The organism is Pseudomonas parafulva, from assembly GCF_000800255.1.
GTDB lineage: Bacteria > Pseudomonadota > Gammaproteobacteria > Pseudomonadales > Pseudomonadaceae > Aquipseudomonas > Aquipseudomonas boreofloridensis.
This window is the reverse complement of the sequence record NZ_CP009747.1, coordinates 4,159,676-4,172,096: the sequence shown is the minus strand read 5'-3', so window position 1 is coordinate 4,172,096 and position 12,421 is coordinate 4,159,676. Positions and strand designations below refer to the sequence as shown.

Below are 12,421 nucleotides of genomic sequence, written 5' to 3'. Positions count from 1 at the left end.
GCGGATGGCCTGCATGACTGCTCGATGAAGGCCTGGAACGGATCCTATGACGCTTGTATGACAGTTTCATTCACAGCGTCTTGCTCAACTATAGTGACACTCAATCGCTCGCGACTTCCGATAGGCCGTGGGTACGGCTATGATGGGCCACTTTTTTCGCTTTCGACCTGGAGAACGCCATGAGCAGCGATCTGATCAAACACGTCACCGACGCCACTTTCGAGGCCGAAGTGCTCAAGGCCGAAGGCCCTGTACTGGTGGATTACTGGGCTGAATGGTGCGGCCCCTGCAAGATGATCGCCCCGGTGCTGGACGCGGTTTCCGAGGACTACAAAGGCAAGCTGACCGTCGCCAAGCTGAATATCGACGATAACCAGGAAACACCCGCCAAGCACGGCGTGCGTGGTATCCCGACGCTGATGCTGTTCAAGAACGGCAACGTCGAAGCGACCAAGGTAGGCGCGCTGTCCAAGTCGCAACTGACCGCGTTCATCGACGCCCACCTGTGATGTGAGGCGCCCCGCCGACGCTTGATGCTGTGCGCATGAGCGTGTCGGGGCTGCTTCGTGGCAGTCTTGGGTGAACCGCGTCTCCCGTCCCCTGGGTCCGGTTTCCACCGTCAAAACCACTAGACGCCCAAAAAAGCAAGTGTTACATTCGGCCTCGCACTGTTTCTCCAGTGCCCTCTACATGCCGTCGCCGACGCACTCCCAATTCGAATCAGTACGCGATCCTGTCGCCAATCTAGCGGCGCGGCTTCATTAAGCCAGAAGCTTAATTCCCCCCCTTCTTACATGATTACGTCACTCCCCTTATGAACCTGACAGAACTCAAGCAAAAGCCGATTACCGATCTGCTGGAAATGGCCGAACAGATGGGCATCGAAAACATGGCCCGTTCGCGCAAGCAGGACGTGATTTTCGCCCTGTTGAAAAAACACGCCAAGAGCGGCGAAGAAATCTCGGGTGACGGCGTGCTGGAGATTCTCCAGGATGGATTCGGTTTCCTGCGTTCGGCAGACGCCTCGTACCTGGCCGGCCCTGACGATATCTACGTCTCGCCTAGCCAGATCCGCCGCTTCAACCTGCGCACCGGCGATACCATCGTCGGCAAGATCCGTCCGCCGAAGGAAGGGGAGCGTTACTTCGCGCTGCTGAAGGTCGATACCATCAACTTCGACCGTCCGGAAAACGCGAAGAACAAGATCCTCTTCGAAAACCTGACGCCGCTGTTCCCCAACCATCGCCTGAAGATGGAAGCGGGTAACGGCTCCACCGAAGACCTCACCGGTCGAGTCATCGATCTGTGCGCGCCCATCGGCAAAGGTCAGCGCGGCTTGATCGTCGCCCCGCCGAAAGCGGGCAAGACCATCATGTTGCAGAACATCGCGGCCAACATCACCCGCAACAATCCCGAGTGCCACCTGATCGTCCTGCTGATCGACGAGCGCCCGGAAGAAGTGACCGAGATGCAGCGCACCGTGCGCGGCGAAGTGGTCGCCTCGACCTTCGACGAGCCGCCGACCCGCCACGTGCAGGTCGCCGAAATGGTCATCGAGAAGGCCAAGCGCCTGGTCGAGCACAAGAAGGACGTGGTCATCCTGCTGGACTCCATCACCCGTCTGGCCCGTGCCTACAACACCGTGATTCCGAGCTCCGGCAAGGTGCTCACCGGTGGTGTCGACGCCCATGCCCTGGAAAAGCCCAAGCGCTTCTTCGGCGCCGCCCGTAACATCGAGGAAGGCGGCTCGCTGACCATCATCGCCACCGCGCTGGTCGAGACCGGCTCGAAGATGGACGAGGTCATCTACGAAGAGTTCAAGGGTACCGGCAACATGGAACTGCCGCTGGACCGTCGCATCGCCGAGAAGCGTGTGTTCCCGGCCATCAACATCAACAAGTCCGGTACCCGCCGCGAAGAACTGCTGACTGCCGACGACGAGCTGCAGCGCATGTGGATCCTGCGCAAGTTGCTGCACCCGATGGACGAAGTGGCGGCCATCGAGTTCCTCATCGACAAGCTCAAGCAGACCAAGACCAACGATGAGTTCTTCCTGTCGATGAAGCGCAAGTAAGCGTTTCACCGCGGCAAAAGTGGGGGCCGCTACCTGCTTCATCGCCGGTGAACCTGCTCCTGACGGGGCGTTTCACCGGCGACGAAGCAGGTAGCGGCCCCCACTCATTTCAGCCAAACACGTTACACTCTGCACCCCGACCGATACGGCCAACATGAGGCTCACGCATGCAGTATCGCGATCTACGCGACTTCATTCGCGGCCTGGAGCAGCGCGGCGAACTCAAGCGCATCCAGGTTCCGATCTCGCCCATTCTGGAAATGACCGAAGTCTGCGACCGCACGCTGCGGGCCAAGGGCCCGGCGCTGCTGTTCGAAAAGCCCACCGGCTTCGACATGCCGGTGCTCGGCAACCTGTTCGGCACGCCCGAGCGTGTGGCCATGGGCATGGGCGCCGAGTCGGTGAGCGAGCTGCGTGAGATCGGCAAGTTGCTGGCCTTCCTCAAGGAGCCCGAGCCGCCGAAAGGCCTGAAGGATGCCTGGTCGAAGCTGCCGATCTTCAAGAAGGTCGTGTCCATGGCGCCGAAGGTGATCAAGGACGCGGTGTGCCAGGAGGTGGTGGTCGAGGGTGAAGACGTCGACCTGTCGCAACTGCCGATCCAGCACTGCTGGCCGGGTGACGTCGCGCCGCTGATCACCTGGGGGCTGACCGTCACCCGTGGTCCGAACAAGGACCGGCAGAACCTGGGTATCTACCGCCAGCAGGTGATCGGTCGCAACAAGGTCATCATGCGCTGGCTGAGCCACCGTGGCGGTGCGCTGGACTACCGCGAATGGTGCGAAAAGCATCCGGGCCAGCCGTTCCCGGTCGCCGTGGCGCTGGGTGCGGACCCGGCGACCATCCTCGGCGCGGTGACACCGGTGCCCGATACCTTGTCGGAATACGCCTTCGCCGGCCTGCTGCGCGGCAACCGTACCGAACTGGTCAAGTGCCGTGGCAACGACTTGCAGGTGCCGGCCACCGCCGAGATCATTCTCGAGGGCGTGATCCATCCGGGCGAAATGGCCCCCGAAGGCCCATACGGCGACCACACCGGCTACTACAACGAAGTGGACAGCTTCCCGGTGTTCACCGTCGAGCGCATCACTCATCGGCACAAGCCGATCTACCACAGCACCTACACCGGCCGTCCGCCGGATGAACCGGCGATTCTCGGCGTGGCGCTGAACGAGGTGTTCGTACCGATCCTGCAGAAGCAGTTCCCCGAGATCGTCGACTTCTACCTGCCGCCCGAAGGCTGCTCGTACCGCATGGCCGTCGTGACCATGAAGAAGCAGTATCCGGGGCACGCCAAGCGCGTCATGCTGGGCGTGTGGTCGTTCCTGCGACAGTTCATGTACACCAAGTTCGTTATCGTCACCGACGACGACATCAACGCCCGCGACTGGAACGACGTGATCTGGGCCATCACCACGCGCATGGATCCCAAGCGTGATACGGTGATGATCGACAACACGCCGATCGACTACCTCGACTTCGCGTCGCCGGTATCGGGCCTGGGGTCGAAGATGGGCCTGGATGCCACCCACAAGTGGCCGGGCGAGACGACACGCGAATGGGGCCGGGTCATCGTCAAGGACGAGGCCGTCACCCGCCGCATCGATGAGCTGTGGGACCAGTTGGGAATATAGAGTGATGCAGGTGACCTTGCAGCCGTCCGGCGCGGTACTGTCCGTGCAGCCGGGCGAAAGGATTCTGGAAGCAGCGCGGCGCTTGGGTTACGAGTGCCCGAGCAGTTGCCGCAACGGCAACTGCCATGTGTGCGCGGCATTGCTGGTGGAAGGGCGGGTACGCCAGGACGGCGAGGTCCGCGATCAGGGTGAGCTGTTCACCTGCATCGCCGAGCCGCTGGAAGACTGCGTGCTGTTGTGGGATGGGGTGTTGGCCCTCGGTGAACTGCCCGTGCGCGCGCTGGCCTGCAGCGTCAGCGAATGCGTCGAGGTCGGCGGCGATGTCTGGCGCGTGCGCCTGCGCGCGCCGGCTGGCAAGCTGCCGCGCTATCACGCCGGGCAGTACCTGCTGATCGAGCGCGACGGTGCGGACAAGGCCGCGTTTTCCCTGGCCTCGGCGCCCCACGCCGGACGCGATCTGGAACTGCACGTGCTGGCTCGCGAGCGCAGCGCCGTGCAACTGATCGAGCAGTTGCAACGCACGGGCATGGCGCGCGTCGAGCTGCCGTTCGGCGATGCCCATCTGGCCGAGCTGCCCGACGGTCCGTTGGTGCTGATCGCCGCCGGCACCGGCATGGGCCAGATGCACAGCCTGATCGAGCATTGCCGTGCCCACGGCTTCGAGCACCCGGTCCACCTTTACTGGGGCGTGCGGCGCCCGGACGAGTTCTACGCCATCGAGCACTGGGCGCAGTGGCAGCGCCTGCCCAATCTGTTCCTGCACAAGGTGGTCAGCGACCTGTGTGGCTGGGAGGGGCGTTGCGGGCTGTTGCACGAGGCGGTGCGCGAAGACATCGCCGACCTCAACAGCGTGCATGTGTATGCCAGCGGCTCGCCGAACATGGTCTATGCCACGCTCGATGCCCTGGTGGAAGCGGGCATGGATGCACACCGCATGCGCGCCGACGTCTTCGCCTACGCCCCGCGCAATTGAAGCGACGGACGTGTCGCAATGACACGTCCGCAGTAATAACCAAAGTTGCAGGCGTCGATTATAAGGTCGCCATTATTACTGAATGCATGAATAACTTTTAATCTATTCATAACCGTCGCTCCGGCTGTCGGTATTGTGCATAAAACTGTGTTCTCGGGGCTTGAGATACTCTGCGCGATTGCCTTAAGTTAAGCGCATGGACTTCACCCCGCGTCGTATACGCTGCCCCAGACGGCCAGCGGACGCTGGCGGTGCAAGTTCGTGGGCTCTGTCCGAACTGTATCTGCACTTGCCCATACTGCGTTCAAACAGCCCCTGGTCCATGATTTGCACAGGAAACAACGGCGGCAGCCTATGTCGGTACTTGAAAGTTCTAAGTGGCAAGTGTCCTATCCCCCTTCGCTGGATTTCGGCCAGCAACTGACTCCCGATCAACTGCATCTTTCGATGCAGGCGACCATGTCCCGTCATGAAGGCGGGCCGGTGTGGCTGTTCGCCTATGGCTCGCTGATCTGGCGTCCGGAATGCGATTCGGTGGAGCGCCGCCGCGCGCGCGTGCATGGCTATCATCGCGGTTTGTACCTCTGGTCCCACGAGCACCGCGGCACGCCGGAATGCCCAGGCCTGGTGTTCGGGCTCGACCGCGGCGGCTCGTGCAGCGGCTTCGCCTATCGCCTGGAAGAGCGCTGCCTGGAAGACTCCTTGCGCGCCTTGTGGCAACGCGAGATGCCGTTCCCGGCGTATCGTCCGCACTGGCTGACTTGCCGCCTGGACGACGGCAGCAAGGTACAGGCGCTGGGCTTCGTACTCGAGCGCCACCTGCCGTGCTACGCCGGCAACCTGCCCGACAGCCTGCTCAGCCAGATCCTCGCCAATGCCAAGGGCCGCTTCGGCACCACGCGCGACTATGTGGAACAGACGCTCAAGGCCCTGCGCACGCACCAGATGCCCGACCGTGGCCTGGAGGCGCGTTTTCAACGCTGCCACGACGCCCGCCACGCCTGAAGCTCACTGGCCGACGCCGATCCACTCCACCAGTGCCCGGACCTTGGGCACTTCTGCCGCATGCTCGGCGTAGGCCAGATAGTGCTTGCCCGGGCTTTGCATCGCATGCTCCCAGGCGATCACCAGGCTGCCTTCGGCCAATTCGCGGCTGGCCAGGTAGCGCGGCACCAGCGCGACGCCGCAGCCCGACTGAGCGGCACTGAGCGCCATGTAGAAGGTATCGAAGCGCGGCCCCTGGTAGCTGTTGTCGGTGTGCAGGCCCTGTTCCAGGAACCATTCATGCCAGGCCTCGGGCCGCGACGTGCTTTGCAGCAACACCCTCGCCGCCACATCGGCCGGACCCTTCAGCTCGCCGTCACTGATCAGTTCCGGCGCGCACACCGGCACCACCTCCTCGCCGAACAACTCGATGCAGGTCGCGCCGGGCCAAGTCCCTCGTCCATAGAAGAACACCACGTCGGCCGAGCCTTGCAGCAAGGCGAAGGGCTCCATCTCGTTGCGGATGTCCAGGTGAATGTTCGGGTGGCGCTTGCCGAAGCCCTTGAGCCGGGGGATCAGCCAGCGCACGCCGAAACTCGGCTGGGTGGCGACCTTGAGCACTTCGGTCTGCTCGCCGTAGGTCAGGACGTAGCGGCTGGACATGTCCAGCTGAGTGAGGATCTTGTTCACCTCGGCCAGGTACAACGCGCCGGCCGGGGTAAGCTGCAGGCGCCGGCGGATGCGCAGGAACAGGTGATGGCGCAGCAGCTCTTCGAGCTGCGCCACCTGTTTGCTCACCGCGCTCTGGGTCAGGTGCAACTCCTGCGCGGCACGGGTGAAGTTCAGGTGGCGAGCCGCCGCCTCGAAACACTGCAGGGCCGTCATCGACGGGACCAGGCGCTTGGACATGGGTTTTCTCGAGGCAGTCAACCATTCCCGAGGGGAATGATTAGAGGAATAAAGGTCATTTGTGGCAGCGAAGCAATCGGATTAATACTGATTGCCAGTCACTTTTCAACTGTCCAAACGATTCCAGGAGAAGCACCATGGTTGCTGGATTGCTCGAGCGTCTCGGCGTTGCCGCTGCGGATTACACCCAGGGCGAACACCCTGTCCACACGCCGATCGACGGCAGCCGCATCGCTTCGGTGACACTGCTGGGCAAGGACCAGACCGTGGCCTGCATCGACCGTGCGCAGCAAGCCTTCGAGCGCTGGCGCGATGTGCCGGCCCCGCGCCGTGGCGAGTTGGTGCGCCTGTTCGGCGAGGTGCTGCGGGCGCACAAGGCCGAATTGGGCGAACTGGTGAGTATCGAGGCGGGCAAGATCACCCAGGAAGGCTTGGGCGAAGTGCAGGAGATGATCGACATCTGCGATTTCGCCGTCGGCCTGTCGCGTCAACTGTACGGCCTGACCATCGCCTCGGAGCGCCCCGGCCACCACATGCGTGAATCCTGGCACCCACTGGGTGTGGTGGGCGTGATCAGCGCGTTCAACTTCCCGGTGGCGGTCTGGGCGTGGAACACCACGCTGGCGCTGGTGGCGGGCAACGCCGTGGTATGGAAGCCTTCGGAAAAGACCCCGCTGACTGCCTTGGCCTGCCAGGCGCTGCTGGGCCAGGCGCTGGACGCCTTCGCCGATGCGCCCCAGGGACTGAGCCAACTGGTGATCGGCGCCCGTGAAGCCGGCGAGGCCCTGGTCGACGACCCGCGTGTCGCGTTGATCAGCGCCACGGGCAGCACCCGCATGGGCCGCGAAGTGGCGCCACGGGTGGCCGCGCGCTTCGGCCGCTGCATCCTGGAACTCGGTGGCAACAATGCCATGATCCTCGCCCCCAGCGCCGACCTGGACCTGGCCGTACGCGGCATCCTGTTCTCTGCCGTGGGCACCGCAGGTCAACGCTGCACCACCCTGCGCCGGCTGATCGTCCACCGTTCGATCAAGGACGAAGTGCTCACTCGCCTCAAGGCCGCTTACGCCAAGGTGCGTATCGGTGATCCCCGCCAGGACAATCTGGTCGGTCCGCTGATCGACCAGCAGTCGTTCGACGCCATGCAGGGCGCGTTGGTCCAGGCCCGTGACGAGGGGGGTGCCGTGTTCGGCGGCGAGCGGCAACTGGCCGAGCGCTATCCGAATGCCTACTACGTGGCGCCGGCCATCGTCGAGATGCCGACCCAGAGCGCGGTGGTGCGTCACGAAACCTTCGCGCCGATTCTCTACGTGCTGGCCTACGACGATTTCGACCAGGCCTTGCACCTGAACAACGCCGTGCCGCAGGGCCTGTCGTCGTGCATCTTCACCACCGACGTGCGCGAGGCCGAGCGCTTCCAGAGCGCCTCCGGCAGCGATTGCGGCATCGCCAATGTCAACATCGGCACCAGCGGCGCCGAGATTGGCGGCGCCTTCGGCGGTGAGAAGGAAACCGGTGGTGGACGCGAGTCCGGCTCGGATGCCTGGAAAGGCTACATGCGCCGGCAGACCAACACCGTGAACTACTCCCGCGAGTTGCCGCTGGCGCAGGGCATCGTCTTCGACTGAGCGATCTGAATACGGGGCCCGGCGTCGGTCCGCGCCCCTGCAAGGCTACGACAAGAACAACATTGCAGGAGCCGGGCCATGTCCGATCTGCGTCAAGCCTGTCTGTGGGAAACGATCACCCGGCCAAGCGTCGCCGTCCAGCCTCTGGCCGGCGAGCGGCGGGCCGATGTCTGCGTGATCGGCGCTGGCATCACCGGGTTGTCAGCGGCGTTGCACGTGCTCGAGCAAGGCCGTTCGGTGGTGGTGCTGGAAGCGCACGAAGTCGGGCGTGGCGGCTCCGGGCGCAATGTCGGCCTGGTCAACGCGGGCACGTGGATTCGTCCCGACGATGTCGAGGCGACCCTGGGGGCCGAACGTGGCGGGCGGCTGAACCAGGTGCTCGGCCAGGCGCCGGCCGAGGTCTTCGCCCTGATCCAGCGCCTGGGCATCGAGTGCCAGGCCCGGCACCAGGGCACCCTGCACATGGCGCACAACGCGGCCGGCATTGCCGATCTGCAGGCGCGCCAGGCGCAATGGCAGCGACGCGGCGCCGATGTGCAACTGCTGACCGGCGCCGCCTGCCGCGAATACTGCGGCACCGAGCAGATTGCCGCCGCGCTGCTCGACCGCCGCGCCGGCACTCTCAATCCCACGGCCTACACCCAAGGGCTGGCCGACGCCGTGCAGCGGCTGGGCGGCGTGCTGTTGCAGCAGTCGCCGGTGCAGGCGCTGGTGCGTGACGGCGACGGCTGGCAGGTGACGACTGCCGGCGGTAGCGTGCGGGCGCAGCAGGTGGTGATCTCGACCGGCGCCTACACCGAAGGCGACTGGAACGTGCTGCGCAAGCAGTTCTTTCGCGGCTACTACTACCAGATCGCTTCGAAACCGCTGCAGGGGGCGGCGGCGGACCAGATCCTGCCCCACGGTCAGGGTTCGTGGGACACCCGCACCGTGCTCAGCAGCATCCGTCGCGACGACCAGGGCCGCCTGCTGCTCGGCAGCCTCGGGCGGGTCGACAACAAGCCGGCCTGGTTCGTGCGCCGCTGGGCCGACCGCATCCAGCGTCACTACTTCCCGGAACTGGGCCAGGTGCCGTGGGAGATGCACTGGACCGGCTGCATCGACTTCACTCCCGATCACCTGATGCGCCTATTCGAGCCGGCGCCTGGTCTGGTAGCGGTGACCGGCTACAACGGCCGGGGCAACACCACGGGCACGGTGATCGGGCGCGCCTTCGCCGAGTTTCTGCTCAAGGGCGACCACCAACACCTGCCCATTCCCTTCTCGCCGATGAAGCCGGTCAGCGTGCCGTCGTTGCGTACGCTGTTCTACGAATCAGGCTTCTCGCTGTATCACGCGGGGCAGTGTCTGCGGGTCGTGCTGTAGGTGAATAATGATTTTGGTTATTAATAAATAGCTTCTTATTCCTTTGAGAATATAACTGTCTCCTTATACTGGTGCTCCAAGACACCCCAGTTCCAAGGAGGCGACCCCATGCGCAGTGCATCCATTCGTTACCTGATTGTGCCGGGCTGGCAAGGATCGCCAGACAATCACTGGCAGAGCCATTGGCAGCGCAGCCTGCCCAACAGCGTCAGGGTCGAGCAACTGGATTGGCTGACGCCGCAGCGCGGCGATTGGGTGGCGGCGCTCGACCAGGCCATCGTCGCCGAGCGTTCGCCGGTGATCCTGATCGCCCACAGCCTGGGTTGCATCACCGTGGCCCATTGGGCGGCGCAGGCCAGCCCGAGCGCGCTACGTCAGGTCCACGGCGCCCTGCTGGTCGCACCGGCGGATGTGGAGCGGCCGACCTGCGCGGCGGCGTTGCGCAATTTCGCACCCATTTCCACGCAGCCGTTGCCGTTCCCCAGCCAGGTGGTCAGCTCGGACAACGACCCGGCCGTGAGTGTGCCGCGCGCACTCGCCTTGGCCAGCGCCTGGGGCGCGGAGGTCGGGCTGCTGAGCAATGCCGGGCACATCAACGTCAAGTCCGGCCACGAACGCTGGGAGCAGGGCTTCGCCTATCTTTTCCGGCTGCAAGGGCGTATCGACCAGCAGGCCCTGCGTCGCGCCTGAACACGCTTTTCACCGTTGCACCGCGCGCTGCGGGGCGGGAGTCTGCCATGAGTTTCAATCACCCTTTTGGCCAGCCGTTGCTGACCTTTCCCGAGCTGGACAAGAGCCCACTGAGCATCCGCGCCAAGGCGCTGGTGTTCGTCGATCCGCGCTCGCAGCAGCTGCGTGAGGCGCTGGAGCGCCTGGCGCCGCAGCCGCTGCCGGTGTTGATCCGCGGTGAGACCGGCACCGGCAAGGAGTTGTTGGCGCGGCAGATTCACCGCGCCAGCGACCGTGCCGGGCTGTTCGTTTCGGTCAACTGCGCAGGCATCAGCCACACCTACGCCGACGCCGAGCTGTTCGGCTACAGCGCCGGCATTCATGGCGGCAGCGCCAGCAGCCGTGCCGGCTGGTTCGGCTCGGCCAACGGCGGCACCTTGTACCTGGACGAGATCGGCGATTTGCCACTGACGATCCAGGGCAAGCTGCTGGCCGCCTTGGAGAATCGCGAGGTGACGCGGGTCGGCGCGCAGCAGCCGCAGGCGGTGGACGTGCGCCTGGTCGCCGCCTCCAGCATCGACCTGGCCCAAGCGGTACGCGCCGGGCGCTTCAATGAACGGCTGTACCTCTACCTGCACGAAGGTGAGCTCGAGCTGCCGCCGCTGCGCGATCGGGTCGGTGACATCCTGCCGTTGGCCGAGTATTTCGTCGGTATCTACAGCGCCCGCCTGGAGCGGGGCGTAGCGCTGATCAGCGAGGCCGCGCAGCAGGCGCTGGAGGCGCACAGTTGGCCGGGCAATACCCGCGAGCTGGAGAACGTCATTCACTTCGCCTTGCTGCAGGCCGAGGGTGAGGAAATCCTGCCGCAGCACCTGGACCTGCCGGACCGTTCGCCTCTGGCCAGCCTGGAGACGCGGCTGTCCCAGTTGGGCCGCAGCCGCGAGCCGCAGACGCTCGCCGCATTGCGTGCACTGCTGCAGAAATATCTGACCGAGCTCAAGCCTGGCGCGGGCTAGAGGGGATTCAGAGTGCTCAGAAGCGAAAGCCATGATGGCTTTTTGTTTTTGGAATAAGCATTGAATTAAAAGATATTGTTAGGGCATAAAAATTACCGGTATTGTCCGCCCCACGCCCGCCGCTTGCGGTGCGGCACCTGAATTCGCCATCGTCGATGGCCTAGGCTCAAGAACAAGGATCACCATGAAGAAGACCCTGCTGACCACGGCGTTCGCCGCTGCGCTGTCCCTGTCCGGCCTGTCCCAGGCGGCCGAGAAACTGGTGGTGGCGGCCACGCCCGTGCCCCACGCCGAAATCCTCGAGCTGATCAAGCCGACCCTGGCCAAGGAAGGGGTGGATCTGGAGATCAAGGTCTTCACCGACTATGTGCAGCCGAACGTACAGGTGGACCAGAAGCGCCTGGATGCCAACTACTTCCAGACCCTGCCGTACCTGAAGAACTTCAACGAAGGCAAAGGCACCCATCTGGAAACCGTGGTCGGTGTGCACGTCGAGCCCTTCGGCGGTTACTCGAAAAAGGTCAAGAGCCTCTCCGAGCTGAAAGACGGCGCCACCGTCGCCATCCCCAACGAGGGCAGCAACAGTGGCCGCGCTTTGCTGCTGCTGCAGAAGGCCGGGCTGATCACCCTGAAAGACCCGAGCAACGCCCTGGCCACACCGAAGGACATTGCCCAGAACCCGAAGAAGCTCAAGTTCCGCGAGCTCGAATCGGCCATGCTGCCGCGTGTGCTGGATCAGGTCGACCTGGACATGATCAACACCAACTATGCGCTGGAAGCGGGCTTGAATCCGGCCAAGGACGCCCTGGTGATCGAGGGCAGCGACTCGCCTTACGTCAACTTCCTGGTCGCCCGTCCTGACAACAAGGACAGCGATGCCATGCAGAAGCTGGCCAAGGCCCTGACCAGCCCGGAAGTGAAAGCCTTCATCGAGAAGAAGTACCAAGGCGCGGTGCTGCCAGCGTTCTGATTCGCCGCTTCAGCGCTCCACCGGAAAACGCCGACGCTTTTGCGTCGGCGTTTTCGTTTGTGGAAAGACAGGGCGGGTGACACTCAGCGCGCGCCGTTCAGCGCCTTGTACAGGGCCAGCAGCCATTGCAGTTGTTCAGGGGTGGCAGGGGGAGTGGTGTGGGGCATGGGGTCATCGCTCAAGGCCGAAGTGCCTGTCGTCC

The 12,421-nt window shown here is 64.0% G+C and carries 11 protein-coding genes; 10 read left to right on the top strand and 1 reads right to left on the bottom strand.

Annotated features, from left to right (window positions below; genetic code table 11):
• The first annotated feature begins 179 nt into the window (after nt 1–179).
• From trxA to NJ69_RS18215, 5 genes are all read left to right on the top strand, one after another.
• On the top strand, nt 180–509 hold the full coding sequence (gene trxA / locus NJ69_RS18235; RefSeq protein WP_029614733.1) for a thioredoxin TrxA: 330 nt from the start codon (nt 180–182) through the stop codon (nt 507–509).
• Between the two features lie 305 nt (nt 510–814).
• Nucleotides 815–2,074 (top strand): transcription termination factor Rho, encoded by a 1,260-nt coding sequence (gene rho / locus NJ69_RS18230; RefSeq protein ID WP_039581904.1) that lies wholly within the window; start codon nt 815–817, stop codon nt 2,072–2,074.
• A gap of 167 nt (nt 2,075–2,241) precedes the next feature.
• A complete protein-coding gene (ubiD, locus tag NJ69_RS18225; RefSeq protein WP_039581901.1) occupies nt 2,242–3,705 on the top strand; it encodes a 4-hydroxy-3-polyprenylbenzoate decarboxylase in 1,464 nt (487 codons plus the stop codon).
• Nucleotides 3,706–3,709: 4 nt separating this feature from the next.
• Nucleotides 3,710–4,678, top strand: a complete 969-nt coding sequence (locus NJ69_RS18220) for a CDP-6-deoxy-delta-3,4-glucoseen reductase (RefSeq protein ID WP_039581898.1) — start codon at nt 3,710–3,712, stop codon at nt 4,676–4,678.
• A 354-nt stretch (nt 4,679–5,032) separates the two neighbouring features.
• The gene (locus NJ69_RS18215) at nt 5,033–5,683 is read left to right on the top strand and encodes a gamma-glutamylcyclotransferase (RefSeq protein WP_029614735.1); all 651 of its coding nucleotides are present in this window, start codon (nt 5,033–5,035) and stop codon (nt 5,681–5,683) included.
• A gap of 3 nt (nt 5,684–5,686) precedes the next feature.
• On the opposite strand, the gene NJ69_RS18210 is transcribed toward NJ69_RS18215, so the two are convergent.
• Nucleotides 5,687–6,571 (bottom strand): LysR family transcriptional regulator, encoded by an 885-nt coding sequence (locus tag NJ69_RS18210; RefSeq protein ID WP_039581895.1) that lies wholly within the window; start codon nt 6,569–6,571, stop codon nt 5,687–5,689.
• Between the two features lie 137 nt (nt 6,572–6,708).
• On the opposite strand from NJ69_RS18210, the gene amaB reads away from it, so the two are divergent.
• The 5 genes from amaB to NJ69_RS18185 all read left to right on the top strand — a co-directional run bounded on the left by amaB (nt 6,709) and on the right by NJ69_RS18185 (nt 12,219).
• A complete protein-coding gene (gene amaB, locus NJ69_RS18205; RefSeq protein ID WP_039581893.1) occupies nt 6,709–8,199 on the top strand; it encodes an L-piperidine-6-carboxylate dehydrogenase in 1,491 nt (496 codons plus the stop codon).
• Between the two features lie 78 nt (nt 8,200–8,277).
• Nucleotides 8,278–9,564 carry an L-pipecolate oxidase gene (gene amaA, locus NJ69_RS18200; RefSeq protein WP_039581890.1) on the top strand — a complete coding sequence of 429 codons (1,287 nt, stop codon included), beginning with the start codon at nt 8,278–8,280 and terminating at the stop codon, nt 9,562–9,564.
• Nucleotides 9,565–9,672: 108 nt separating this feature from the next.
• Nucleotides 9,673–10,254 carry an alpha/beta hydrolase gene (locus NJ69_RS18195; protein WP_039581886.1) on the top strand — a complete coding sequence of 194 codons (582 nt, stop codon included), beginning with the start codon at nt 9,673–9,675 and terminating at the stop codon, nt 10,252–10,254.
• A 47-nt stretch (nt 10,255–10,301) separates the two neighbouring features.
• Complete coding sequence (locus tag NJ69_RS18190) at nt 10,302–11,249, top strand: sigma 54-interacting transcriptional regulator (protein WP_039581885.1); 948 nt, start codon at nt 10,302–10,304, stop codon at nt 11,247–11,249.
• A 184-nt stretch (nt 11,250–11,433) separates the two neighbouring features.
• Nucleotides 11,434–12,219: a MetQ/NlpA family ABC transporter substrate-binding protein gene (locus NJ69_RS18185; RefSeq protein WP_029614738.1), complete on the top strand. Its 786-nt coding sequence runs from the start codon at nt 11,434–11,436 to the stop codon at nt 12,217–12,219.
• The last annotated feature ends 202 nt before the right edge of the window (nt 12,220–12,421 follow it).